The sequence below is a fragment of the Sphingobium sp. SCG-1 genome (assembly GCF_002953135.1).
Classification (GTDB): Bacteria; Pseudomonadota; Alphaproteobacteria; order Sphingomonadales; family Sphingomonadaceae; genus Sphingobium.
Map to the genome: position 1 here is coordinate 1,827,073 of NZ_CP026372.1, position 23,271 is coordinate 1,850,343.

Consider the following 23,271-nt stretch of genomic DNA (forward strand, 5'->3'; position numbering starts at 1 on the left):
CTGTTACCGCCACCATAACAAAGGGTGGCCGATAAAGGTGAATAGGCCGGAAACTTTGACAAAAGGCTAATGGGTACGAGATTGAAATCGGGCCGTGACCTCAAGGAACTATTAACCAAGAGCAGTTAATTCCTTGATGAATTATACAGGGAAACACGATGTCCTTCGAAACACCTTGGTCACGTGCCGCCATTCAGGATTGGGCCCTAACTTTTGACGTTAGCATCGTCATGCCTTGCCTCAATGAGATTGAGAGTCTCCCGCATTGCATTGCCAATGCGCACGAGGCTTTGGCGACGCTTCTCATATGTCACGGGCTGACGGGCGAAATCGTGATCGCTGACAACGGCTCAACCGACGGAAGCCAAGCATGTGCGGCCGACCTTGGCGCGAGAGTCGTGGCGGTTCAGAATAAAGGATATGGCGCGGCGTTGATCGGAGGGTGCAATGCCGCTTTCGGCCGCTTTTTGCTCATGGGTGATGCCGACGGAAGTTATGATTTCAACGAGGGTGTGGCTATGGTGGAGGCACTGAACGGCGGTGCCGACCTGTGCATGGGGTCTCGCTTTCATGGTGGCATTGCTCCTGGTGCGATGCCCTGGAAAAATCGATACATCGGCAATCCTGCGCTGACAGCCATACTTAATCTTTTTTTTCGCTCGGGCATTGACGATGCGCATTGTGGGCTTCGTGCAATCACCCGCAGTGCGTTTCTTTCCTTGGGGCTGAAGGGAAGCGGAATGGAATTTGCCAGTGAAATGGTGATCAAGGCTAGCCTGAAGTCTTTAAAGATCATGCAAGTTCCAGCCACTCTTTCCCGAGACCTTCGTAACCGTCAGCCGCATTTGCGCCCTTGGCGCGACGGGTGGCGGCACCTGCGCTATTTGTTGATGCTTAGCCCCAATTGGATGTTCGGTCTTCCCGCGATCTTGGCAATGAGTTTGGCCACGATCATTTTAGGTGTGGCGCTTTGCATGTTCGTTGGTGTGATTCCCGGACCAGCGCGGTTTGGCACGAGTTGGACGATCGTGGCAGGGTTCTTGTTCACGACCGGTCACTTGGCAGCAATCATGGCAGTTGCTACTCATCTGCATGGCGTCCGAGAGGGGTATCGACGTCCCCAGAATGTTTTAAAGCGTTATCGCCACTTCCTCACCCTGGAATCGATGCTTGTACTGGGCTTGACCAAAATAACTTTTGCTTCCGGCGGATTGTTGGCAATCGGCTATTATTGGTCGCAGAGTAGTTTTGCAGCTTTACCCACAATCCTGCCGCTAGTTCTAACCGCAGTATTAGGTGCGACGGGGCTGCAGTGGATATTCGGAGGATTTTTGCTTTCCATTATATCAGGACATGACGCTCGCATCGCTGACGCAATTGCGTTTTCTTCCGAAAAAGAATTCGGAGAAAAGGTGATGGATAAAGCGGCGTGATCGCCTCGATACGAAAAAGGGGGCCAAAATATATAGCCGTAGGTATTTTTTTCGCGATAATAAGCAACTTTTTTCTAATTGGTCTTGATGCGCTGGGCTTTGCCTATTGGTTGGCCATTACGAGCTGCGCAGCATTTTGTATTCCTGTAGCGTACCTTGCGCAAAGCTCCTTCACATTTGAGGCCCCCTTGAGTTGGGGAGGATTTGTCTATTATAGTGCTGCACAGCTATTCAATATACCTTTGTCTTTGATGGTTATTTATGTTTTGCACGATAGACTTAACATGGCGATGTTCTTGGCAGCCCCCATTTCGACGGGTCTGTCATTTTTGTCGAATTATGCAGCGGGTCATTTGATCTTGCGACAAGAATAGATTGGTCGACGGCGGGATGGCTTTAGCTACCACTTCACCTTGGCTGACAGTAGTGATGCCGGTGCACGCAGGCGAAGGCTTTTTGGCAGCCACACTGGATTCGCTAGTCGCACAATTTGATGACGGCATAGAGATCATTCTGATCGACAGTAGTCCGGATGAGGTTTGTCTCGAAATCGGACGGCGCTATGCTCACAAATTGCATATTCAGCTAATTCGGCGGCCTGACATTAAGCCTTGGACCGAAAAGACCAATGTTGGTGTTTCGCAAGCGCGAAGCGATCACATCGTGATGCTACATCAGGACGACCTCTGGTTGCCCGGGCGCGTAAAGAGCATGCGCCAATGGATCTCTGCTGCGCCTGGCGCGGCTGTGCAATTTGCTCCCACGGCAATTATCGCGGAGGACGGGCGAAGAGTTGGTGCTTGGAGATGTCCATTGGAGGCAGGGCCAATCGATACTGGCACCATTTGCAGCAGACTTATCGTACAGAACTTTGTCAGTGTTCCCGCTCCGTTATTCCGCCGGGACGCTTTTATCGGCGTAGGAGGAATGGACAACAGTCTGTGGTACACTGCAGACTGGGATTTATGGTTGAAATTGGCACAGCATGGTCCCGTTATCTATAATCCGGAGGTCACTGCTGCGTTCCGAGTTCATGGCAAGTCGCTCACCATGTCCGGGAGTCGAAATCTAGCTGACTTTGTCGATCAGATGGAAATAGTCGTGAAGCGCTATGCTTCGAAATCCTGCTATGAAACTAGTCCTGCTACGCACGCGATGGCAGACGCATCCATTGCAATAAACGCCGTGCTAGCAAGCGCAGCTGCGGGGAAGGCAGAAGGCGTATTCTCTGCTATACGCTCTTTTCTTTCTCTGCGCCCAGTCAGCATGCTGCGGTATTTGCATTATTCGCGGCTGCTAGAGCGCGTGTTGTCTCGGGTCCGGGCCGGCCTCCTCTAAAGACACGCCTTTTCCTGCGAAGTATATTCAGTCTGGACAAGTGAACGGCGCAGGATGAATTGTGTCTGCAATGCCGAAAGTTGATCGGACCGGAGCAAGCGATTTGCTATCCATAATCATGGTGCGACTGCTACGACAAAGCACTTTCAACTGATTGTCAGTCAGGTCTTCAAGGCGTAATCGCAGAGGCCGGTTCGATAAATCAGGTCTATTTAAAACGAGATCTTGGGCAAAAGGGGCGGCAGCGGTTTGGATAATCGCTACGCGTGCATCGGATTGGTTAATAATTTGGTCTAGTTTGGCATAAGGAGCAACCATGCTTTGAGCCATATAGGCGTGCATCGGCAGAACCACGCCAAGGCTAATTGCGGTTCCTAGAACGAAAGCACGTTCCAAGTTTTTACCTTTTTGCATTGCCATGTGCCAACCGTAGGCCCCCAACAGGCAAAGGTTGCCAATGACCCCGTGCAGGTAGCGGTAACCCCATCCATGCCCTTGGTACGGTAGTAATATCAGCATTGCCATTGTCGTGAACAGCACAGAGAGTGCCAACGCACGAAAAATTCCGTTTTCCTGCCATACCGTGCGGAATCCCAGAACCAGTAGGGGGAAAAGAAATACGTGCTGCCATGCTAAAAAACGTAGAAGATTAAGGCTCATGAGCCAGATCGCGCCAGTATCCCATTCCTTAAGGAGCATAGCGATCCTGGCCATGTAACTGATTGGAGTGCCACTTTGGTGTATTGGTGCTGAGATGCCGAAACTGCTAATCCAGACCGGCCAAGCCAACCAGAACATGCATATCAGCCCGTACCATAGAACGTAGAAAAGCAGCATTCGCCACTTCCGTTCGTGAAATAGAAGTAACATGAACGGAAGGACAAATAACGGATGAAAAAGGGGTTGGTGGAGTCCGGTAGCGACGAAGCCAACGGCTACTGCTGCCAAATGCGACGACCGATCATTCCGTAAAAATAGCGCTAGCCAAATTAGATTTAAAGCCAGATGCGCCGACATGGCATAAGAAGTCATGCCCATTATCAGAACCTCGGACGAAGTGGCATAGAGTATTAGGGCTGTCGCCTGGGTAGATTTCGAATGGGGCCACAGACGAAGCGTGATGTGCCAAAGGGCGATTGCGCCAAAACCCACAAGTAACGGACTGGTCAGCGCGGGATCTGCCACAGTGTGAACGGCTGCCCGCAATATGGCGTTGGCAGGAAGATATGTCGAAATCCAGCCCTCGTGATTACCTATCGGCAAAATGAACGTCTGGTTTAAAGCTTCCGCATAATCCAACATTGTAGCGGGTAATGGCCAGAATAGTTTTCCACGGCTGAAAGTCCACGCGTCGAAATTAGCCATTTGCTCATCCCGGCTGAGATCATAGCCTTGTAGAACAGCGTAATGTCCCATCCAGCACACAGTGACGAGAACGACAAAAAGTATCGTTATTGTTGCGGCCGGCCATCTACTTAGTGGGGAGGAGGACGAGCACGGCATGGACCAATTAACTGGTCGCCACAGCACTAGGCTAGCCAAAATAACACAAAATACGGGCACGTCTTGCCGTACAAAGAAAAAGTAGCTGAGCGATCCCGGCTCTGGAGAATGACCCGTGAGGTGAGCAGCCGTGATGAAAATCGAAAGTGCAAAAAATGCGAAAATTGGTGCGATCAGAACTTTGGAGGTTTCTCGCTCAAACCTCAACGGCATGCTCCGCAGGGCCCTGAATTAGCATTCAAAATAGCCCTTTTACAGAAGATAGCTGATTGTATTAATTTGTCCGCTCCGCCAGAACGGTCAGACCCTGATCGTTGACTTCCGCAAAGCCGCCGAAGACCGACACTGTTTCGGGCGCGGCACCTTGCGTCCTGACGATCTGGATTTCTCCGTCCCGCACGGTCGACATGAAGGGGGCGTGGCCTTCCAGAACGCCGAAATCGCCTTCGGTGCCCGGCACGACGACCATATAGACTTCGTCCGAGCGGACGAGCTTTTCCGGGGTTACGAGTTCAAAATGGAGAGGCATGTTCTGGCACCTTAAATCCTCCCCCGCCGCAGCGGGAGAGGAGGATTATGCAATGGCTCAGGCCGCTTCCGCAGCCATCTTCTTGCCCTTTTCGATGGCTTCGTCGATGCCGCCGACCATGTAGAAGGCGCTCTCGGGCAGGTGGTCATATTCGCCATCGACCACAGCCTTGAACGACTTCACCGTGTCCTCGACCGCGACGAACTTGCCGGAGATGCCGGTGAAGACTTCGGCGACGTGGAAGGGTTGGCTGAGGAAGCGCTGGATCTTGCGGGCTCGGGCGACCGTGATCTTATCTTCTTCCGAAAGCTCGTCCATGCCCAGGATCGCGATGATGTCCTGCAGCGACTTGTACTTCTGCAGCGTTTCCTGAACGCGGCGAGCCGTGTCGTAATGCTCCTGACCGACGATCGCGGGCGAAAGCACGCGGCTGGTAGAATCGAGCGGATCGACGGCCGGGTAGATGCCCAACTCCGAAATCGCGCGGTTGAGAACCGTGGTCGCGTCCAAATGCGCGAACGAGGTCGCTGGCGCCGGATCGGTCAAATCGTCTGCGGGAACGTAGATCGCCTGCACCGAGGTGATCGACCCCTTGTTCGTGGACGTGATGCGCTCCTGCAGTGCGCCCATGTCGGTCGACAGAGTCGGCTGATAGCCCACCGCCGAAGGAATACGGCCAAGCAGCGCCGACACTTCGGAACCCGCCTGCGTGAAGCGGAAGATGTTGTCGACGAAGAACAGCACGTCCTGGCCTTCAACATCGCGGAAATATTCGGCGATGGTGAGGCCGGAGAGAGCGACGCGTGCGCGGGCGCCCGGGGGCTCGTTCATCTGGCCAAATACGAGAGCGACCTTGGAGCCTTCCGGCGTCGGGTTGCCGTCGGCATCCTTCGCGATGACACCTGCGTCGAGGAACTCGTGATAGAGATCATTGCCTTCGCGGGTCCGCTCACCGACGCCTGCGAAAACGGAAGTGCCGCCATGGCCCTTCGCGATATTGTTGATCAGTTCCTGAATCAGCACGGTCTTGCCGACGCCCGCACCGCCAAACAGGCCGATCTTGCCGCCCTTTGCATAAGGCGCGAGAAGGTCGATGACCTTGATGCCGGTCACGAGGATCGCGGTTTCGGTGGACTGATCGACGAACTCGGGGGCCTTTGCGTGGATCGGCGCGCGGCTGACGGCGTTGACCGGTCCGCGGTCGTCGATCGGGTCGCCGACGACATTCAGGATCCGGCCGAGTGTCTGCGGGCCGACGGGCACGGAAATCTGTGCGCCGGTGTCCGTGACTTCCTGCCCGCGGGTAAGGCCCTCGGTCGCGTCCATCGCGATCGTGCGGACGGTGTTCTCGCCCAGATGCTGCGCGACTTCCAGAACAAGGCGCTGGCCGTTGTTGCTGGTTTCAAGCGCGTTCAGAATGGAGGGCAGCGCGTCGGGGAAGGTCACGTCGACGACGGCGCCGATGACCTGCGAGATGCGGCCTACGTTATTGGTGGTTGCCATGGTTCGTTTCCTTGCCTTCGAGTCTTTTAGAGCGCTTCGGCGCCCGCGATAATTTCGATAAGTTCAGTCGTGATCGCGGCCTGACGGCTGCGGTTATACTGAATGGTGAGGTTGTTGATGAGGTCGCCTGCGTTGCGCGTTGCGTTGTCCATCGCGGTCATCGACGCGCCTTGCTCCGACGCCATATTCTCAAGGAGCGCCTTGAAGATCTGAATCGCGATGTTGCGCGGCAGCAGGTCGGCGAGGATGGTTTCCTCGTCCGGCTCATATTCGACGGTCGCACTGGTTGCGGCGGCCGTGGTGTTGACCGGAATCTTTACCGGGATGATCTGCTGCTCGGTCGGGATCTGCGCGAGCGCGGACTTGAACGTCGAGTAGAAGAGGTGCGCGACATCGAACTTGCCCGCCAGGAACATCTCGGTCAGTTCATGCGCGATTTCCTGCGCCTGATTATAGCCCGGAGCCTTGGCGCCCGTCGTGTCATATTGCGCGACGATCGTGCCGGGGAAGGTACGGTTGATGACCGGACGGCCCTTGCGACCGATCAGGTAGAACTGAACGGTCTTGCCGTCTGCGATCAGCGCCTTTGCCTTGGCGGCGGCGGCCTTGACGATGTTGGCGTTGAACGCGCCAGCAAGCCCGCGATCGGAGTTGGCGACGACGAGCAGATGCACGTCATCCTTGCCGGTGCCCGCCATCAGCGGCGATGCACCTTCGCCACCCACGGTCGCGGCTAGCGAGGCAACGACGCCTTCAAGGCGCGCGCTGTAGGGGCGCGCGGCCTCGGCAGCGGCCTGCGCCTTGCGCAGCTTAGCGGCGGCGACCATCTGCTTGGCCTTGGTGATCTTCTGGGTCGATTTGACCGAGGCGATCCGCCCTTTAAGTTCCTTCAGGCTTGCCATGCTTAACCCTTATGCGTCTCCCCCAGCGTGAACCGGGGGGAGCGTTACATGTTTCAGGCGAACGTCTTGCCGAAGCTGTCGAGTGCGGCTTTCAGCTTCGACTTGCTGTCGTCCGACAGATCCTTGCTGTCGCGGATCGCGGTCAGCAGGTCCGCATGGTCGTGCCGCAGGAAGGAGAGCATCGCCTCCTCATAGCGGTTAACGTCCGAGACCGGGATGCTGTCCAGATAGCCATTGGTGCCCGCGAAGATCGACGCGGTCTGCTCTTCGAAGGGCAGTGGCGAGAACTGGGGCTGCTTGAGCAGTTCCGTCAGGCGCGCACCGCGGTTCAGCAGCTTCTGCGTGGATGCGTCGAGATCGGAACCGAACTGCGCGAAGGCCGCCATTTCGCGATACTGCGCCAGTTCCAGCTTGATCGAGCCGGAGACCTTCTTCATTGCCTTGGTCTGCGCGGCGGAACCGACGCGCGACACCGACAGACCCACGTTGATGGCCGGACGGATACCCTGATAGAAAAGGTTGGTTTCGAGGAAGATCTGGCCATCGGTGATAGAAATCACGTTGGTCGGAATGTAGGCGGACACGTCGCCTGCCTGCGTTTCGATGATCGGCAGCGCGGTGAGTGAACCTGAACCATTGTCGCTGTTCATTTTCGCGGCGCGCTCAAGCAGGCGGCTGTGGAGATAGAACACGTCGCCGGGATAGGCTTCGCGGCCCGGAGGGCGACGCAGCAGCAGCGACATCTGGCGATAGGCCACGGCCTGCTTCGAGAGATCGTCATAGACGATCAACGCGTGCATGCCGTTGTCGCGGAAATATTCGCCCATGGTGACGCCGGTGTAAGGCGCGAGATACTGGAGCGGCGCTGGCTCCGAAGCGGTTGCCGCAACGACGATGGAATATTCCATCGCGCCATTTTCTTCGAGTTGACGCACAATCTGCGCAACGGTCGAGCGCTTCTGGCCGACGGCGACATAGATGCAATAGAGCTTCTTGCTTTCGTCGTTGCCTGCGTTGACGCCCTTCTGATTGATGAAGGTGTCGATCGCGACGGCGGTCTTGCCGGTCTGACGGTCGCCGATGATCAGTTCGCGCTGGCCACGGCCGACGGGAACAAGCGTGTCGATGGCTTTGAGGCCAGTCTGCACGGGTTCATGCACCGAGGTGCGCGGGATGATGCCCGGTGCCTTCTTCTCGACGCGCATGCGCTGGTCGGAAACGATCGGGCCCTTGCCGTCGATCGGGTTTCCCAGGCCATCGACCACGCGGCCGAGCAGGCCACGGCCCACGGGAACATCCACGATGGTGCCGGTGCGCTTGACGGTATCGCCTTCCTTGATCTCGGCATCGGAGCCGAAGATCACCGCGCCGACGTTATCGGCTTCCAGGTTCAGGGCCATGCCCTGCACGCCGTTGGAGAAGGCGACCATTTCACCGGCCTGCACATTGTCCAGACCGTGAATACGGGCGATGCCGTCACCGACGCTCAGCACGGTTCCGACTTCGGAAACCTGCGCTTCGGTGCCGAAGCTGGCGATCTGGTCCTTGATGACCTTCGAAATTTCTGCGGCGTTGATATCCATGTTCAGCCTTTCATCGGACCCTTGCGGGTCTTCAGCCCTTCATTGCTTGGGCGAGAGTGTTCAAACGGGTACGGATGGAGCTGTCGATCATCTGGCTGCCAATCTTGACGACCAGCCCGCCGAGAATGGCAGGATCGACCTTCGCATCGAGCGCGACTTCGCGACCGACGCGGGCACGGAGGCTCTTTTGCAGAGCCGTGATCTGGGTTGCGTCGAGCGGATGCGCGGAAGTGACTTCGGCACGCGCTTCGCCACGATGATTCGACAGCAGCGTCTCATAGTGGCGGATCACCGCAGACAGTTGGCCGAGGCGGCGGTTCTGCGCGAGGACACCGAGGAAATTGGACGTCAGCGGATCGAGGTTCATCGACTTCGCAACGGCGGCCACCGTCTTCACGGCCACTTCGCGTCCCACGACAGGGCTAACGATCAGCGCCTTGAAATCGCTCGATTCGGCGAGCGCTTTCTTGAGGCCGGACAGGCTCTGCGCGACTGTGTCGAGCGCATTGCTATCGCGAGCCAGTTCGAACAGCGCCACCGCATAGCGACCGCTGAGGCTGGCCTGGATTCCGCCGCTTATACCGCCGCCTGTTTCCACGCTGTGAAAGTCCTCCGCTTGAAAAATGGCACTCATGCCAAGAAGGGGAGGTGGTTGCCCGACCCCCCTGATCTGCGGGCCGGTTAGCAGGAGGGGTGCCGCGATGCAAGACGCCTTGGCGATAACAGGGCGGTAGTATAACTTGAGCGCGAAGTTGACGCCTGAAACGCTGTTTTCACGAACGCCGATTATGGCGTGGCGGCGTCGATCTTGCCCTTGCCGCATTGATAGACCAGCCGTTCGTTGGGCTGTAGTGGCAGGATGGCGCGCAGGTCGTTCTGCATCTGTTTGAGCTTGCCGAGCGATCCGGCGTCTGTGGTGCAGGCTCCCGCGTCGGTACGCGCCCGGATTTCGCGGGCGCGATCCAGGGTATCGGCATCGGCAAGATAGCGTTCGGTGCGTAGCATGCCGGTGGCGGGATCGAAGCGGGCGACGGAGATGGCGGCGTCGTCCGGCGTGGTGTTGACGCGGAGCCAGTCGGTCCCGTCGCGCAGGTATTGCTCCTTGCCGTTCGCGCAGCCGGTATCGGTCCAGTTGAGCGGCACGTCAGTCGTTTCGGTGACGGTGATCCGGCTGCGGCTCTCATCGATCCGGCAGATATTGTCGCCGGTAGCCGCATAGCCGATGGTCTGTGCCGTGGTGACTTCGCCGGTGTCGATGGCGGAGGCAGCCACGCGATCCTCGATGCTGGAGAAACTGGGGCGCAGGAAGAAGGCGAGCAACGCGCCGATCAGCAACAGGCCGCCGCCGATACCGAACCACATGGCCGGTCGCCGCTTGCCCTGCGTATAGGTGAGGCCCGCCGCGCCGGTCGCGAGGACAGCAAAGGCGAGGAGCACGGCGGCCAACGCCATGACATTCTCGCGAGCCGATATGACGTCCTGTTCGGCCGCATTGCGTGCCTTGGTAACGGCGGCTTCGCGCGTGGCGGCGCTGGCGCGTTCGGTGGCTTCCTGTCGTGCAGCTTCCTGTGCGGTGCGGCGCGCTTCGGCCTCGTCTATGTCGGCGAGCGAGCGGCAGGGGGCGGAGGTGCGCAGGAAGGTGACGCCTGCCTGCCTCAGGAAAGATGCGATCTCCCGATTGGATACTGCGAAACCAAATTCGGCGTCGTTGCCATCGGAGATCGAGCCGAAGCTATTTAGGCCCAGCACGCGTCCGCAATCGTCCACCAGCGGCCCGCCGCTGTTCCCGGCCGCGAGGGGGGCGGTATGGAGAACCGTATCGAAATTCTTGCCCGAACGGCCGGACGACACGTTGCCGCCGGTCTTCACGGCGTTCATCGGCTCGACCATTTCCTTGAGGCCCAGACCCTGCGCGCGGTCTACGGTGCCGGGATAGCCGATTGCGGTGACATGCTGCCCGTCGGTCGGCGCGCCGGCGTAGAACGTGGCGGGGGGCAAGCGGCCGCTGTCCATCTGGATCAGCGCCAGATCGTTGCCCGGCGAATAGGCGATGACGCGCCCGCCATAGCTCTTCTTGCCCTCAGAGGGCACGATGCCGATGACGAGATTCTTCTCTTCGCGCGTCAGTTCGACGACATGCGCGTTCGTCAGCACCTTGTCCGGCGCGACCACAAGCCCGCTGCCATGCCCGACGAAATAGGCTTCGGAACCATCGGTGGCGACCAAGGCGACGCGCACGACATTGCGGGCGGCGGCGGTCAAATCCATCTGGTCCGCGCGCGCCGTCGCGGCAAAGCCGAGCAACAGCAGGGCGGCGGCTATGCGCCGAAACGTTACGGGCAGGAAAGATGTCATAGGGCGCGATACATATTGCCAATATGCGCGAAGTAAAATGGAAAGGAGAGGGGACGTGCTTTGAAAGCAAGATGCGGGAAGCCTTTGCGCGGGCCACGGCGCAGGATAAAGCCATGACGATAATGACCGATCCCGTTGCCTTTGCTCCCATAGCTGCCGCGCTCGACCCGGACCTGTGCTGGGATGCGTTCTCCCGGCGTGATCGCGATCTGGACGGTAAATTTGTCGGTGCGGTGCTGACCACGGGGATTTATTGCAAGCCGAGTTGCCCGGCGCGGCATCCGCTCAAGAAGAACGTGCTGTTCTTTGCCGATGGCCCGGCGGCGCGAGCTGCGGGCTTCCGGGCGTGCCTGCGTTGCAAGCCCGATGAGGTCGGGCGCGATCGGCAGGCAGTGGACCGCGCACTGGCCTTGATCGCGCAGGCAGAGGCGCCGCTGGCGCTGGAGGCATTGGCGCAGGCAGTGAGCTATGCGCCGCATCATTTTCACCGTCTGTTTAAGCGGGCCACAGGCGTGACGCCTGCCGCCTATGCGCGGAAGCTGCGGGCGGATCGGCTGGAGAATGCTTTGAAGGAGGATAGTCGCGTGACCGATGCCATTTACGATGCGGGCTATAGCGGCCCAAGTCGGGCCTATGCCGATGCGGAACAGCGGCTGGGCATGACGCCGAGCGCGTGGAAGAAGGGCGGGGCGGGCGTGACCATCCGCTACACCATCGCGGACACGAGCCTGGGGCCGATGTTGGTGGCGGCGACCGAAAAGGGCCTGTGCCGGATCAGCTTCGACGAGGATGAAGCGGAACTGCGGCGGCGGTTTCCGGCGGCCGATATCCGCGCGGCAGACGCGGCGTTCACAGCGCTCGCGAACGAAGTGGTTGCGCTGGTCGACAACCCGGCGCGGATTGCGAACTTGCCCGTCGACGTTCAGGGCACTGCGTTCCAGCAGGCCGTGTGGGACGCATTGCGGGCAATCCCGGCGGGAGAGACGCGCACGTATAGCCAGGTCGCGGCCAGCATCGGCAAGCCCGGCGCGGTACGCGCGGCCGGGTCGGCTTGCGGCGACAATGTGCTGGCGGTGCTAGTGCCGTGCCATCGGGTTTTACGCACCGACGGGACGTTGGGCGGCTATGCTTACGGGTTGGAGCGCAAGGAGAAGTTGCTGGCGCTGGAGCGGAAGGGCTAGCGCGCGAGGCGCGCCATAATGGCGTTACGCTCGGCGTCGGGCATGGTGGACCACCGCCCGATTTCATCGAGCGTGCGCCCGCAACCGATGCAGCGCGTCTGCCGCTGATCGAGCTTGCAGATTTTGGTGCAGGGGCTGGGGATCTGCATCACATGAAGCTGTAGGGGTCGATATCGACCGCTACCCGCGTGCCGGATTTCCAGACGACATTGTCAAGCCATTCGCGGATGGCACCCTGCACATCGAGTTGGCGCGTGGCGTGGACGAGCAGGCGGTGACGGTGACGGCCGCGTAGCACGGCGAGTGGGGCGGGCGCGGGGCCGTAGACGCGCATGCCATCGATGTCGGGCGCGCTCTTGCCGATCAGGCGAGCGACGCTGGAGGCTTCGGCGGGGTCGTCACTGGAGACGATGATGGCGGCGAAGCGGCCGAAGGGCGGTGCGTGCGCATGGCGGCGGCTGGCGGTTTCTGTGGCGTAGAAGGCTTCGGTGTCGCCGCTGATCAGCGCCTTGATGACGGGCGCGTCGGGCATGCGCGTCTGGATGAACACGCGTCCCGGCTTGACGCCGCGACCGGCGCGACCGGAAACCTGCACGATCTGCTGGAAGGTTTTCTCCGAAGCGCGCAGGTCGCCGCCCTCCAGCCCCAGATCCGCGTCGATCACGCCGACCAGCGTCAGGTTGGGGAAGTGATAGCCCTTGGTGATGAGCTGCGTGCCGATAATGATGTCGACGGCGCCGCCTTCCACGCTCCGCACGAAATCGGCGGCTTTGGCGGGCGACCAGAGTGTGTCGGAGGCGGCGATGGCGGTGCGGGCGGTGGGCCAGAGCAGCGCGACTTCATCGGCAATGCGCTCGACGCCGGGGCCGCAGGGGACGAGGGCGTCCTCGCTCTTGCAGTCGGGGCAGGCCTTGGGAACCGGGACCACGTGCCCGCAATGGTGGCAGGCGAGTCGGCGGGTCAGGCGATGCTCCACCATCCACGCGGTGCAATTGGGGCACTGAAAGCGATATCCGCAATGGCGGCACAAGGTCAGGGGTGCATAGCCCCGGCGGTTGAGAAATAGCAGCGCCTGTTCGCCCTTTTCCAGCACTTCGTCGATGGCGGTGACGAGCAGCGGCGCGATCCAGCGGCCGCGATCCGGTGGATGGGTCAGCAGGTTAAGGCCGATGATCTCGGGCATTTGCGCGCCGCCGAAGCGGGCGGGCAGCTTGATTTCGGTATAGCGGCCGACTTCGACCTGATGGCGCGTTTCGATGGCGGGGGTGGCAGAGGCGAGGATGACGGGGCATTTCTCCATCAGCCCGCGCATCACCGCGACATCGCGTGCGTGATAATGGACGCCGTCTTCCTGCTTGAAGCTCGTCTCATGCGCCTCATCCACAATGATCAGGCCGAGGTGCGGATAGGGCAGGAACAGCGCGGATCGCGCGCCGACGACGACCTTGGCCTGGCCCGTCGCGACGGCGCGCCACGCGCGGCGTCGTTCGGATTGGCGCAGGCCACTGTGCCACGCGACAGGCTCCACGCCGAAGCGTTTGGTGAAACGATCGAGGAACGGTTCGGTTAGCGCAATTTCGGGCAGGAGAACCAGAATCTGGCGGTTGTCGCGTAGGGCCTGCGCGATCGCTTCGAAATAGACTTCGGTTTTTCCGGAGCCGGTGACACCGTCGAGCAGGAAGGGATGGAAGTCCTTCTTGTCGACTGCCTCGATCAGCTGCGCGGCGGCGGCGGATTGGTTGTCCGACAGGTCCGGCGGGGCAAAATCCGCGTCCGGTTCGGGGAAGGGCGTGTCGGTGCTGACTTCGATGGGTTCGAACGCGCCGACCTTTACTAGGCCCCGAATCACTGCGTCCGACACCCCGCCGATGGTGGCGAGTTCACGGATCAATCCCTGCCGGTCGCCGATGCGCTCCAATGCCTTTGCGCGCTGTTCGGTGAGGCGGTCGGGAGCTGTGCCGGTGGCGCGATATTCGACGGTGGTGCGGGTGCCCTCCAGCGCGGACTGCGAGGCGAGCGCCATCCGCAGCACAGCGGCGGGCGGGGCTAGGTAATAGTCCGCCGTCCATTCGATCAGGCGACGCAGCGGAGCAGGGATCGGCGGCGCATCCATGACGCCCAGCAGCGGGCGCAAGCGATTGTCGCCCACGGCCTCCACATTGGGAAAGCTATCCTCCTCCCACACCACGCCGACCAGTTGACGCGGACCAAGCGGCGCGACGACGATGCTGCCCGGCTCGACGCTCATGCCGTGCGGTACGCGGTAGTCGAGCGGGCCGAGGGCGGCGTTGAGGATCAGGACGCGGGCGCGAGTCATGATCTGTGCCCTACCCCAGGGAAGTTTGCGCGCCTATAGCCAGCCCCACGCGAATCGCTTAGCCGGAGGGGCAGCCCCATGAAATTCTTCGTAGACACCGCAGACACCGCCGAAATCCGTGATCTTGCCGCCACCGGCCTGCTGGATGGCGTGACGACCAATCCTTCGCTGATCGCCAAGTCGGGCCGCAAGTTCGTCGAAGTGGTCGAGGAAATCTGCGGCATCGTGCAAGGCCCCGTGTCCGCCGAAGTCATCGCGCTCGACCATGAGACGATGATGAAGGAAGCCGCCGTCCTGCGGAAGATCGCGGACAATGTCTGCATCAAGGTGCCGCTGACGCTCGATGGTCTCAAGACCTGCAAGGCGCTTTCGGACGACGGCGTGATGGTGAATGTGACGTTGTGCTTCTCCGCCAATCAGGCGCTGCTGGCGGCAAAGGCGGGTGCGGCGTTCATTTCGCCCTTCGTCGGTCGGCATGACGACAACGGCTTCGATGGTATGGCGCTGATCCAGGATATCCGCCTGATCTACGACAACTATGCCTTCGACACCCGAATCCTGGTCGCCAGCGTGCGGCATCCGATCCATGTGCTGGAAAGCGCCAAGATCGGTGCGGACGTGATGACGGCCCCGCCTGCGGTCATCAAGTCGCTCTTCAACCATGTGCTGACCGAAAAGGGCATTGCCGGGTTCATGGCCGATTGGGCGAAGACGGGTCAGTCGATCCTCTAATCACTGCGGCTTTGCACCACCCCGGCCGGTGCCGGGGTGGTGCAAGTGAAGCGCTTACTCCCCGAAGCCTTTAGGCGCGGCGTCGACCACGGCGATGCTGCCGCTGTTCACCTGATTCACTTCGAGCGCGCGTTCCGCAATGCCGGTGCTGCTGAAGCGGAACGCGCCGTCGATCCCGGAGAACCCGCCCGCATCATTGAGGCGTGCAGCGGGGAAGGGTGTGCCGACTCGCCAGTCGCGGGCGATCCGCACCGTCAGCAGCACCGCGTCATAGCCAAGTGACGATAGACGGAACGGGGCGCTGCCGAAGCGGGCGCGATAGCGCGTCGCCAGTTGGCCATAGAGACCATCCGACACGCTGGCGAACCATGCGCCGCGTAGGGCTGGCGTCGATGCGATCGCGTTGTCGGTGTTCCAGAGTTCGGTGCCGAGCACCTGCGCATTGGCACCTTTGGCGCTCTTGCGCAGGACCGGCGCGGCCTGCATCGCCACACGCCCGCCGTCCGCGATCAGCACCGCATCATAGCGCGAACTGGCGTCCAGCTTCTTGATCGCGGCCGTGATGGAGCCGGGCGAGCGGTCGAACGGCTGCATCGAAACGACCGTGCCGCCGGCGCCTTCGACCGCGCGCAGCAGCGAGGTGCCTGCACGCTCGCCATAGGTGCCGCGAGGGACGAGGGCGGCAAAGCTGTTGAGGCCCTTCGACTTGGCGAAGGTCACGACGCGCTCGATCGACTGCGCGGGTGCGTAGCCCATCGAATAGATGCCGTTGCCCGCAATGCTGGCGTCATTTGAAAAGCTGATGACCGGCACGCGTGCCTTTTGCGCGATCGGACCGATGATACGCGCGTCTTCGGCCATCAGGGGGCCGAGGATCAGGCGGTTGCCTTCGGACAGCGCGCGGTTGGCGGCGGCGGCTGCGCCCAGGTTCGTGTCATAGGTCGTGATGCGCACCTTGTCGGCTTTGGTGTCGAGCAGCGCCAAGGTCGTGGCGTTCGCGATCGACTGACCGACGCCCGCGTTCGGGCCGCTCATCGGCACCAGCAGCGCCACGCGATTGCGCGCGGTGTCCGTGGGGAGGCCGGGTTCGACAGGGCGATCGACCGGCTGTTCGGGCGTTGCGGGACCGACCGGCGGCTCGCCGCGGGGCACGATGGTCTGGCAACCCGCCACCATCAGCGCGCCAAGTACGAAGGCAAATCGCGCGCTGCGCTTCACGGTCGGCAATATGCCTGCTTGCGGTCCGGCATCCGTCTCTGTCATCTGGCGTCCTTATGGAAACTGCTTTTGAATCTGTTCGAGATGAATCTCGTTTGGCGCCCGGCCTTTATATCGTCGCCGGGCCTATCGGCAACCTCGGTGACCTGACGCCACGCGCCGCCGAGATATTGCGCAAGGCCGATGTCGTGGCAGTGGAGGACACGCGAGTCAGCGCCAAGCTGCTGCGTGCGGCAGGATCGGACCGGCCCATGGTGCCCTATCACGATCATAGCAACGACAGCCTGCGGCAACGGCTGGTGGATCGCATGGTTGGAGAGGCTGTGGCGCTATTGTCGGATGCCGGAACGCCGCTGATTTCTGACCCGGGATATAAGCTGGTGCGAGATGCGCGTGCGGCAGGAAGATTCGTAACAAGCCTGCCGGGGCCAAGCGCGGCGATCGTGGCGTTGACGTTGAGTGGCCTGCCGACCGACCGTTTTCTGTTCATGGGGTTTTTGTCTTCCAAGGCAAAGGCGCGCGGCGATGCGCTGGCAGAAGTGGCGGCGTTGCGCGCGACGTTAGTGTTGTACGAAAGCGGCCCGCGTTTGTCGGCGAGCCTTGCGGCTATGGCGGAAGGCCTTGGCGATCGTGATGCGGCTGTCGTGCGGGAGATCAGCAAGACATTCGAGGAGACTGTGACGGGCACGTTGCGCGAATTGTCAGCACGCTATGCCGACGCGCCGCCGCGGGGAGAGATCGTCGTGATCGTCGGGCCGCCGGGCGAAGCGCCTGCCGCCAGCCAGGAGGATGCCGACGCTGCGTTGATCGAAGCGATGGCGCGGCTTCCCGTCTCTAAAGCGGCTGGCGAAGTTGCCAAGGCGCTGGGGTTGGACCGGCGCGAACTCTACGCGCGGGCGATGGTGCTGAAGGGGTGACACGGCAGGCAGCGGAGAAGCGCGGGCGGCAGGCGGAGCGCATCTGTGGTTGGTGGCTGCGGCTGAAGGGCTGGCAGATACTCGGCCGCCGCGTTCGCACGCCGTTGGGGGAAATCGACCTGATCGCGCGCAAGTCGGGGATCGTGGCTTTTGTCGAAGTGAAGGCGCGGGGAAGCGCGCAGGAACTGGACTTCGCGATCGACGAACGGCGGCTGTCACGGGTCGCACGCGCGGCAGAAATCCTGGCGGATACCTACTGCCAGCCGGGCGACGACATGCGAATCGACGTGATGCTCCTTGCGCCGGGACGCCCGCCGCGCCATTTGACCAACGTCTGGCACGGGGGGTGAGCAATTCGCCTCGTTTCCCGTTCGGGCTGAGCGAAGTCGAAGCCTTCGCCTGAACGCAGTGAAGGTGCCTCGCTCCGCTCGGCATATCCCTTCGACTTCGCTCAGGGCGAACGGATGTTAAACTGGAAAGGCCGTTATGCCCCTGAATGTCGCCGTGCAGATGGACCCGATGGAATCGATCAAGATCGGCGGGGACTCGACCTTCCACATCATGCTGGCGGCGCAGGCGCGGGGGCATAAGCTTTACCATTATCTCGCGCCCGACATCACATTCCGCGAAGGCCGCGTTGTTGCGATGGCCCGCCCGGTGGACGTGCGCAAGATTGAGGGGGATCACTTCACTTTCGACGACCCGGTGCGGCTTGATCTTGGCCGCGATATCGACGTGGTGCTGATGCGGCAGGATCCGCCTTTCGATTTGTCCTACATCACCGCGACCCATCTGCTGGAGCGTATTCAGGATGAGACGCTGGTCGTCAACGATCCCACCGCCGTGCGCAACGCGCCGGAAAAGGTGTTCGTGCTCGACTATGCACGCTTCATGCCGCCGACGATGATTACGCGCAGCTTGACCGAAACCAAGAGTTTCCTCGCTGAACATGGCGAGATCGTGGTGAAGCCGCTCTATGGCAATGCGGGCACGGCGGTGTTCCATGTGGACTCCAAGGGCAGCAATCTTTCGGCGCTGGTGGAACTCTTCAACGCCTCATGGGTCGAGCCGTTCATGGTGCAGGCCTTCATCCCCGGCGTCGCGAGCGGCGACAAGCGCATCGTGTTGGTGGATGGCGAAGTGGCGGGTGCGGTCAATCGCGTGCCGGGCGCTGGCGAGATCCGGTCGAACCTCGCGGTCGGCGGATCGGCGGCCAAGACGGACCTCACCGAGCGCGAGCGCGAGATTTGCGCGGCGATGGGGCCGGAACTGAAAAAACGCGGATTGCTGTTCGTAGGCATCGACGTGATCGGCGGCGAATGGCTGACCGAGATCAACGTGACTTCCCCGACAGGCATCGTCTCGATCGACGCGTTCAACGGCACCGATACCGGCGGCATGATCTGGGACGCGATCGACGCCCGCCTGGCTGCGCGGGCCTGATCCGTAGCTGATGACCGATTGGGTTCTCCATCTTATCGACGCAGGCGGCTATTGGGGCATCTGGTTCCTGATGGTGCTGGAGAATGTGTTCCCGCCGATCCCTTCTGAACTCATAATGGGGATCGGCGGCATTCGTGTCGGGCAGGGGCGGATGGACATGGTGCCGTTGCTGGTGGCGGGTACTTTGGGCACCACGATCGGCAATTATTTCTGGTTTCTGATTGGCGTGAAGTTCGGCTTTGCGCGGCTGCGGCCGTTGGTGGAGCGCTATGGGAGGTGGGCGACGCTGGAATGGCGCGATGTGGAGGCGATCAATCGGCTGTTTTCCAAGCATGGCCAGATCATCGTGTTCTTCTTCCGGTTCATGCCCGCATTCCGGACGATGGTGTCGCTGCCTGCCGGACTGTTCCGCATGGGGCATGTCCGGTTTTTGGCTTGGACGGCGGGCGGAGCGCTAATCTGGAACGTGGTGCTGGCCTATGCGGGATATCTGCTCGGCGCCCACTTCAAGGAAGTGGATAAATATATTGGGCCAGTGACGACGGTGACCATCGCGCTGGCGGTGATCTTTTATGTGTATCGTCTGATTACGTGGCGGCCGGCAGCAACCGAACAAAGCTAACGCGTCAGGCGCGTGGGTGCGCGTTGCGGTAGACGTCGAGAAGGTGCGCGGCATCGACATGCGTATAGACTTGCGTCGAGGACAGGCTCGCGTGGCCCAGCAATTCCTGCAACGATCGCAGATCCGCCCCGCGACCCAGCAGATGCGTTGCGAAACTGTGGCGCAGGGCGTGGGGCGTGGTGCGCTCCGACAAGCCAAGGCGGCCTCTTGCACCCTGCACCGCGCGGCGGATCAGCGAGGCGGAGAGCGGTCCGCCGCGTGCGCCTTTGAACAGCGGTTCGCCGCATTCCGCCGGGTAGGGGCAGACCGCCAGATAAGCGTCGATGGCTTCGCGCACCTGGGGCAGCAGCGGCACGATCCGGGTCTTGTTGCGCTTGCCGGTGACGCGCAGGGTCTCCTGTAGCGGCAGGATTTCGCCCGTGAGCGACATAGCCTCACCGATGCGCAGGCCCGCGCCATAAAGCAGCAGTAGCACTGCCCAGTCGCGCGCACCGATCCAGCCATCACGCGCAGTTTCGGCCACGTCGTGCGCCAGCGCGATGACATCGTCGGGAGAGACGGGCCTGGGGATGCCGCGCTTGACGCGGGGGCCTTTGATGGCGGGCACGTTTGCGCCTTCGCCGCCGACGAACCGCAGGAACCCGCGGATGGCAGAGAGTTCGCGCGCGGCGGAGAGATTTCCGATATCGTCTGTGATCCGGCGCTCGGCGAGGAAGCTGCGAATGTCCGCGGTCTTCAGGCTGGTGAGGTCGTTGCGAGTGACACTGCCGCCCTGATGTTCCTGCAGGAAGGCGACCAGCCGCTCGGCGGTGGCGATATAGGCGCGTACGGTGTGGACCGACCGGCGGCGATCCTGTGCGAGATATTTACGCCAGTCTTCGATCAGGGATTGGGCGGCGGACATGGCAGCGTTGTAGAGCGGCAGACAGCTAGAGTGCAACGACTTGCGGCAGGATCGCGTCGAGCAGCAACATGCCTGCGGGGAGAACCTGAAGGTGAGAGCCACTGGCCTGTACGAAACCCAGATCGGACAGCCGCTCTATCGCCTGACGATCAACCAGCGCGGCGGGCGCGATCCCGGATATGGCGGCGATGCCGTCGAGGTCCACGCCCTCGCGCAACCGCAAGCCCATCAGCAGCGCCTCCGTCGCGCGTTCCTCAGGGGCCAGCGCGTCCTCGCTCTTTAGGCCATGGCCATTGCGGGCGACGGCGCTCATCCAGTTCTCGGGCTTTTTGTGTCGCTGCGTCGCCTGCGCGTTGCGCCGCCCATGCGCGCCGGGGCCGATGCCGACATAATCACGATAGCGCCAGTAAGTAAGATTGTGGCGGCTCTCCTGCCCCATGCGGGCGTAGTTGCTGATCTCATAGGCGGGCATTGCCGCTGCATCGGTTAAAGCCTGCGTGACTTCGTAGAGCGTCGCGCAATGATCGGGATCGGCGGGAACAAAGTCGCCGCGCCGGACCATGCTTTCGAAGCGCGTGCCGGGTTCGATAGTGAGTTGATAGAGCGAGAGATGGCCGGTGCCGAATCTCAGCGCGCGGGACAGTTCGGCCTGCCAATCCGCTTCGCTCTGATCGGGGCGGGCATAGATGAGGTCGAAGGTGACGCGATCGAACACATGCTGGGCGGAGTCGAGGGCGGCCAATCCTTCGGCGACGCCATGCGCGCGACCGAGGAAGCGCAACGCGTCGTCGTCCAATGCCTGTAGCCCGAGGGAGACGCGGTTCACGCCAGCGGCGGCCAGATCGGCGAAGCGGGCGGACTCTACAGAGCTTGGGTTGGCCTCCAGCGTTATCTCGATGTCCGGCGCGAAGCCCCAATGCTGCTCCGCCGCGACGATCAGCGCTGCAGCGATCTTCGGCGGCATCAGCGATGGCGTGCCGCCGCCGAAGAAGATCGAGCTTAGCCGCCGTCCCGACGTCAGCGCGGCCTCATGCGCCATGTCGGCGAGCAGCGCGGCTTCCCACGCGTCCGCGTCGATCGTCTCGCGGACATGGCTATTGAAGTCGCAATAGGGACATTTGGAGACGCAGAACGGCCAATGAATATACAGCGCCAGATCGCCGGTTAGGGAAGCGTTCAGAGTCAGGGGAGCAGGATGCGGCAACATGATGGGGCGTCTGTATGCGGATTTGGCCGGGGTTGCTACTTGCTGTTGCGATGATGCCGGGTGTGGCCATCAGCCAGACCGAGCGACAATCGCATATTCAGTCGGACTGGTATGATCCGGAGGAGGCGCGGCCTCGGGGTACGGACTTGCTGCGCAGGACCATGATGCGCGCGCATGAAGAGGCGCGGCGCGATGTGAACGTGCCGCCGCTGAAATGGGATGACGGGCTGGCGGCGCAGGCGATGATCTATGCCCGCGAACTCGCGCGTACCAAGCGCTTCCAGCATAGCGACAAGGCGTTTCGCCCGACGCCGCAGGGCGAGAACCTTTGGATGGGGACTCGCGGCGCGTTCACCTATGCGGAAATGGCGGCGAGTTGGGAAAAGGAGCGCCGCTACTACCGCCATCGCCCGGTGCCCGATTTCAGCACAACGGGCGACTGGCGCGATGTGGGGCACTATACCCAGATGGTTTGGCGAGACACGACGACGCTCGGCTGTGCGCTGGTATCGAACGAACGGGACGATTATCTGGTGTGCCGATACACGCCTCCGGGCAACGTCTATGGGCGCACGATCTTCGGCGAGATGAAGTAGCGCTTACTGCCAGTCGAAGGGCAGCGGGGCTTCCCGGAACGCGAAGCGATTGAGATGATCGGCGACGACGCCCTTCATTCGCTCGACTGTCTCGGCTTCGGGCGCTTCGACCGTCACCAGCAGCGACGCGGGCTGCGCCTCCATCGTGGCGACGGCATTGGGGAAAGTGACCGTGCCCTTTTGCGCGTCGAATTCGACGGTCAGCTTGTGGCTCCAATGCTTGCAGAGTTGCTGGAGATATTTGCTGCCGTTTTCGGTCGGGACGGTGGCGGTTGCCTGTGCCATTTACTTGAGCCTTTCGATCTTGCTGGCGGCTTCGTCGATAAGGGCCGCGACGTTGAGGATGGTGTCCGCTTCCGTGGCTTCGCTGCTGAGGCGATTATGGAGAGCGGTCTTGAGATTATCCATGGCGCGACGGATCGGCGCGCCATCTGTCCGCTCGGCTCGCTTGGCCAGGATGTCGAGACGACCGAGCGCGTCGAGTGCGTCATTGCGGTTCTGCTCCAGGAACGCCGCACCAGCTTCGGTGATGCCGAAGAGCTTGCGACTACCTTCTCCGGGCTGTTCTGCGACAAGTTCCATGTCGGCGAGCAGCGTCAGCATCGGATAGACCACGCCGGGGCTGGGGGCATAAACGCCGCCCGAAAGCGTCTCGATCGCGCGGATCAGGTCGTAGCCATGGCGGGGGCTTTCGGCGATCAGGTTGAGCAGGATGAGCTTCAGCTCGCCTGCGTCGAACAGCCTCCGCCGTCCGCGCATCGGCCCGCCGCCGCCCATGCCGTCGCCGCCAAAGCGTCCGCCGCCATGCCTGCCGCCACCATGACGGCCACGTTCCCCAAAGCCTTCGGGGCCGCAGTGGCGATGGCCACGCATTCTATGTCCTGAATGTGAAGTATAGGAGTGCATCGATAATTCCTTGTATGTTTCGATGCACTCAAGATATATCTTATATCAAGTCAGTCAAGATATATCGCAACTATTTTTTCAC

Annotated in this window: 24 protein-coding genes; 10 read left to right on the forward strand and 14 right to left on the reverse strand. The window is 61.2% G+C overall.

The features are described from left to right. The first annotated feature begins 158 nt into the window (after nucleotides 1-158). Genes C1T17_RS08385 through C1T17_RS08395 form a run of 3 tightly spaced genes read left to right on the forward strand, consistent with a single transcriptional unit; the run spans nucleotide 159 to nucleotide 2,771 of the window. Nucleotides 159-1,433 carry a glycosyltransferase family 2 protein gene (locus tag C1T17_RS08385; RefSeq protein ID WP_104953062.1) on the forward strand — a complete coding sequence of 425 codons (1,275 nt, stop codon included), beginning with the start codon at nucleotides 159-161 and terminating at the stop codon, nucleotides 1,431-1,433. Beyond that, nucleotides 1,430-1,807 (forward strand): GtrA family protein, encoded by a 378-nt coding sequence (locus C1T17_RS08390; protein ID WP_104953063.1) that lies wholly within the window; start codon nucleotides 1,430-1,432, stop codon nucleotides 1,805-1,807. Before C1T17_RS08385 ends, C1T17_RS08390 begins: the two co-directional genes overlap by 4 nt. Before the next feature lie 16 nt (nucleotides 1,808-1,823). Continuing rightward, nucleotides 1,824-2,771, forward strand: a complete 948-nt coding sequence (locus C1T17_RS08395; protein ID WP_145958976.1) for a glycosyltransferase — start codon at nucleotides 1,824-1,826, stop codon at nucleotides 2,769-2,771. A 27-nt stretch (nucleotides 2,772-2,798) separates the two neighbouring features. Here C1T17_RS08395 and C1T17_RS08400 read toward each other — a convergent pair whose 3' ends face one another. From C1T17_RS08400 to C1T17_RS08430, 7 genes are all read right to left on the reverse strand, one after another. Beyond that, nucleotides 2,799-4,136 (reverse strand): hypothetical protein, encoded by a 1,338-nt coding sequence (locus C1T17_RS08400; RefSeq protein WP_145958977.1) that lies wholly within the window; start codon nucleotides 4,134-4,136, stop codon nucleotides 2,799-2,801. 412 nt (nucleotides 4,137-4,548) lie between these two features. Beyond that, entirely contained in the window at nucleotides 4,549-4,803 is a 255-nt protein-coding gene (locus C1T17_RS08405; RefSeq protein ID WP_104953066.1) for an ATP synthase F1 subunit epsilon, read from the reverse strand. 57 nt (nucleotides 4,804-4,860) lie between these two features. Then, nucleotides 4,861-6,306 carry a F0F1 ATP synthase subunit beta gene (gene atpD / locus C1T17_RS08410; RefSeq protein ID WP_104953067.1) on the reverse strand — a complete coding sequence of 482 codons (1,446 nt, stop codon included), beginning with the start codon at nucleotides 6,304-6,306 and terminating at the stop codon, nucleotides 4,861-4,863. A gap of 26 nt (nucleotides 6,307-6,332) precedes the next feature. After that, nucleotides 6,333-7,208 (reverse strand): F0F1 ATP synthase subunit gamma, encoded by an 876-nt coding sequence (locus C1T17_RS08415; protein ID WP_104953068.1) that lies wholly within the window; start codon nucleotides 7,206-7,208, stop codon nucleotides 6,333-6,335. A 53-nt stretch (nucleotides 7,209-7,261) separates the two neighbouring features. Continuing rightward, complete coding sequence (gene atpA / locus C1T17_RS08420) at nucleotides 7,262-8,791, reverse strand: F0F1 ATP synthase subunit alpha (RefSeq protein WP_104953069.1); 1,530 nt, start codon at nucleotides 8,789-8,791, stop codon at nucleotides 7,262-7,264. 31 nt (nucleotides 8,792-8,822) lie between these two features. Continuing rightward, nucleotides 8,823-9,425 (reverse strand): F0F1 ATP synthase subunit delta, encoded by a 603-nt coding sequence (locus C1T17_RS08425; RefSeq protein WP_104953070.1) that lies wholly within the window; start codon nucleotides 9,423-9,425, stop codon nucleotides 8,823-8,825. 152 nt (nucleotides 9,426-9,577) lie between these two features. Then, complete coding sequence (locus tag C1T17_RS08430; protein ID WP_104953071.1) at nucleotides 9,578-11,146, reverse strand: S1C family serine protease; 1,569 nt, start codon at nucleotides 11,144-11,146, stop codon at nucleotides 9,578-9,580. Nucleotides 11,147-11,259: 113 nt separating this feature from the next. On the opposite strand from C1T17_RS08430, the gene ada reads away from it, so the two are divergent. Then, nucleotides 11,260-12,327, forward strand: coding sequence for a bifunctional DNA-binding transcriptional regulator/O6-methylguanine-DNA methyltransferase Ada (gene ada, locus C1T17_RS08435; RefSeq protein WP_104955090.1), 1,068 nt, complete (start codon nucleotides 11,260-11,262; stop codon nucleotides 12,325-12,327). Here ada and C1T17_RS08440 read toward each other — a convergent pair. Then, nucleotides 12,324-12,476: a DUF1289 domain-containing protein gene (locus tag C1T17_RS08440; RefSeq protein WP_104953072.1), complete on the reverse strand. Its 153-nt coding sequence runs from the start codon at nucleotides 12,474-12,476 to the stop codon at nucleotides 12,324-12,326. The two genes, ada and C1T17_RS08440, sit on opposite strands and share 4 nt — an antisense overlap. Next, nucleotides 12,476-14,644, reverse strand: a complete 2,169-nt coding sequence (locus tag C1T17_RS08445; protein ID WP_104953073.1) for a primosomal protein N' — start codon at nucleotides 14,642-14,644, stop codon at nucleotides 12,476-12,478. Before C1T17_RS08445 ends, C1T17_RS08440 begins: the two co-directional genes overlap by 1 nt. Before the next feature lie 78 nt (nucleotides 14,645-14,722). Between C1T17_RS08445 and fsa the strand changes: the two genes are divergently transcribed. Continuing rightward, on the forward strand, nucleotides 14,723-15,376 hold the full coding sequence (gene fsa, locus C1T17_RS08450; protein WP_104953074.1) for a fructose-6-phosphate aldolase: 654 nt from the start codon (nucleotides 14,723-14,725) through the stop codon (nucleotides 15,374-15,376). Between the two features lie 54 nt (nucleotides 15,377-15,430). Here the strand turns inward: fsa and C1T17_RS08455 are convergent, their stop codons facing one another. Continuing rightward, entirely contained in the window at nucleotides 15,431-16,639 is a 1,209-nt protein-coding gene (locus tag C1T17_RS08455; RefSeq protein ID WP_104953075.1) for a penicillin-binding protein activator, read from the reverse strand. Nucleotides 16,640-16,650: 11 nt separating this feature from the next. Between C1T17_RS08455 and rsmI the strand changes: the two genes are divergently transcribed. From rsmI to C1T17_RS08475, 4 genes are all read left to right on the forward strand, one after another. Then, entirely contained in the window at nucleotides 16,651-17,511 is an 861-nt protein-coding gene (gene rsmI, locus C1T17_RS08460) for a 16S rRNA (cytidine(1402)-2'-O)-methyltransferase (RefSeq protein ID WP_104953076.1), read from the forward strand. Beyond that, entirely contained in the window at nucleotides 17,508-17,861 is a 354-nt protein-coding gene (locus tag C1T17_RS08465; RefSeq protein WP_104953077.1) for a YraN family protein, read from the forward strand. Before rsmI ends, C1T17_RS08465 begins: the two co-directional genes overlap by 4 nt. A gap of 136 nt (nucleotides 17,862-17,997) precedes the next feature. Further along, the gene (gene gshB, locus C1T17_RS08470; protein WP_104953078.1) at nucleotides 17,998-18,954 is read left to right on the forward strand and encodes a glutathione synthase; all 957 of its coding nucleotides are present in this window, start codon (nucleotides 17,998-18,000) and stop codon (nucleotides 18,952-18,954) included. A gap of 10 nt (nucleotides 18,955-18,964) precedes the next feature. Beyond that, nucleotides 18,965-19,576, forward strand: coding sequence for a DedA family protein (locus C1T17_RS08475; protein ID WP_104953079.1), 612 nt, complete (start codon nucleotides 18,965-18,967; stop codon nucleotides 19,574-19,576). 4 nt (nucleotides 19,577-19,580) lie between these two features. On the opposite strand, the gene C1T17_RS08480 is transcribed toward C1T17_RS08475, so the two are convergent. Together C1T17_RS08480 and hemW are read right to left on the reverse strand one after the other, a co-directional pair. Then, on the reverse strand, nucleotides 19,581-20,480 hold the full coding sequence (locus C1T17_RS08480) for a tyrosine recombinase XerC (RefSeq protein ID WP_104953080.1): 900 nt from the start codon (nucleotides 20,478-20,480) through the stop codon (nucleotides 19,581-19,583). Between the two features lie 25 nt (nucleotides 20,481-20,505). Beyond that, entirely contained in the window at nucleotides 20,506-21,687 is a 1,182-nt protein-coding gene (hemW, locus tag C1T17_RS08485; protein ID WP_104953081.1) for a radical SAM family heme chaperone HemW, read from the reverse strand. Nucleotides 21,688-21,701: 14 nt separating this feature from the next. On the opposite strand from hemW, the gene C1T17_RS08490 reads away from it, so the two are divergent. Then, nucleotides 21,702-22,283 (forward strand): CAP domain-containing protein, encoded by a 582-nt coding sequence (locus tag C1T17_RS08490; RefSeq protein ID WP_223262862.1) that lies wholly within the window; start codon nucleotides 21,702-21,704, stop codon nucleotides 22,281-22,283. Between the two features lie 3 nt (nucleotides 22,284-22,286). On the opposite strand, the gene C1T17_RS08495 is transcribed toward C1T17_RS08490, so the two are convergent. Continuing rightward, nucleotides 22,287-22,568 (reverse strand): DUF2218 domain-containing protein, encoded by a 282-nt coding sequence (locus C1T17_RS08495; protein WP_104953082.1) that lies wholly within the window; start codon nucleotides 22,566-22,568, stop codon nucleotides 22,287-22,289. Then, the gene (locus C1T17_RS08500) at nucleotides 22,569-23,156 is read right to left on the reverse strand and encodes a PadR family transcriptional regulator (RefSeq protein ID WP_223262863.1); all 588 of its coding nucleotides are present in this window, start codon (nucleotides 23,154-23,156) and stop codon (nucleotides 22,569-22,571) included. Between the last annotated feature and the right edge of the window lie 115 nt (nucleotides 23,157-23,271).